Below are 1,748 nucleotides of genomic sequence, written 5' to 3' on the forward strand. Positions count from 1 at the left end.
TTTTTCTGGGTTGTTTTTGCCTTAGCCCCTTTGAAATTACTTGCATCTATCCCAAGCTTGCATGGCCCAAGAACCAACACTTACTAAGGTCTGCCTTCCGGATTCTTTATGGATTCCTTCCTTTTCATTGCTTGGCGTTACCTAGTTCCCAAGAGAGATAAACCGACAAAAAAGATGATTTCTGTTCATCACGAATGGCAGCTTTCAAATACGCGGTTTTACTGGATGTCCGACCAGAAGAAACCACAGATTGAAAGACGTATCGTCTTCAATCAAGCCCGTGTTTTCTTCTGGCTCTGTCCTGTAAAACCGCTTTGAAAGCTTGGAACCATTCGTGACTTAGCAATCATCTACAAACCTTCGGTTTATCTGGATATGGAAATAGGCTTTATAAAGCAATGAAACTAATAGAATCCAATACATGAACGGAAGGCTTTAATTCGTAAGTGTCTTAAGTTTAGCCATGCCAGGATTAGATAGATGCAATAAACAGGCTTCTTTCCATTCTCATGGTTCACTTTAACCCCCAAAATCATTGTTGCGATTACCGCCTTCGGCGGCTGTTTCCTTCCGAATATGAATCCCTGAAAGACTGCCCTCACCTGATGATCCCAAACCATATTGTGTATTGATTAAAGATGCTTTCATCTGTGGTTTACTGGATGCAGGCCAGGGAAACCGCAAGGATGGAGTAAGCCGATAAAAGCACAGAGTTTGAACCGAGGGGCGGGCTTGTTTGGGTGGTGGTGCAAACGTCGGATCTCGCGCATCTTCACTTATTCCATTGTTCTAAGAACCTTGCTAGTTGTTTGTTACTGTTGTGCTGGATTGGATCGGTAGTGGATGAATGGGACTGGAATAAGTGAAGAAGGTTGGGAGGTGGTCAACAGTTTCTCGATATCGCGTACACAAACAAGCCCCTTTCTTCGGTGGTTCAATCTCTGTGCTTGGAGGCGGCCTTCCATCCTGGCTGCGTTTTCCCCTGGCTCTGTCCAGTAAACCATCTGAAAGCATGGGAATAGAAATCAATAAACTAGGTTTGGGGCGTGTAGCGGTGAGGGCGAAGCCCGTAGGGATTCACTACTAAGTAAGGAAACAGCCTTCGGCAAGAAGGTAGTCCATAATGATGATTTGGGGAATCGTGAACGATGAGAATGGAAACCAAGAAGCCTGTAAACATGCAGGGATAACTATTCGCCTTTCGGGATTTTGGTTATACAGGGGCTTTGCTGGCTACGAGCGATCGCGGTGGGAAAAGGTAATGAATCGCATATTAGAATGGAACCTTATTGGGGGCTTGTGTGAAGACCTCCTTACGGAGTTGGCCCTGACACAAGCCTTTTTGTTTGTTCCATTATGACTTACCGATTCATATAAGATTCCACCGCGAAGCGAGCTTGCCAGCTAATTTGATGTACAACTATATCTTTCGCTTTACGAAATAAAGAGCCGGATTATATAAAAGTGGTTGAATGGTTTAGATGAATCCTTATATGTATGGAACATTGTTGAGGGGCTTGTATGATAAGAAATTCGTTACCTGATCCACTTCGTGTGGACTTCACGAATTTCCCAAGATACAAGCCCCGTTTTTATGTTCCATCTTTCCTTTAGATTCATCTTATTACTATCAACCACTAGATTGTGTTCCGGCTCGAAACGGAGTAAAGCGATAGCTAACGAAAGGCGAAAACCCATTCCTTGCAAGGGCATTAAAAAGGGGCTAGGGCAAAAACAACCCAGAAAAA

1 protein-coding gene is annotated in these 1,748 nt (G+C 43.9%); it reads right to left on the reverse strand.

All coding sequences use genetic code 11. From position 1 onward, the window contains the following. Positions 1-1,536 precede the first annotated feature (1,536 nt). A partial coding sequence (locus tag XYCOK13_RS21645; RefSeq protein ID WP_213414336.1) for a hypothetical protein occupies positions 1,537-1,748 on the reverse strand: 212 nt, incomplete at its 5' end.

Source organism: Xylanibacillus composti, assembly GCF_018403685.1.
GTDB classification, from domain to species: Bacteria; Bacillota; Bacilli; order Paenibacillales; family K13; genus Xylanibacillus; species Xylanibacillus composti.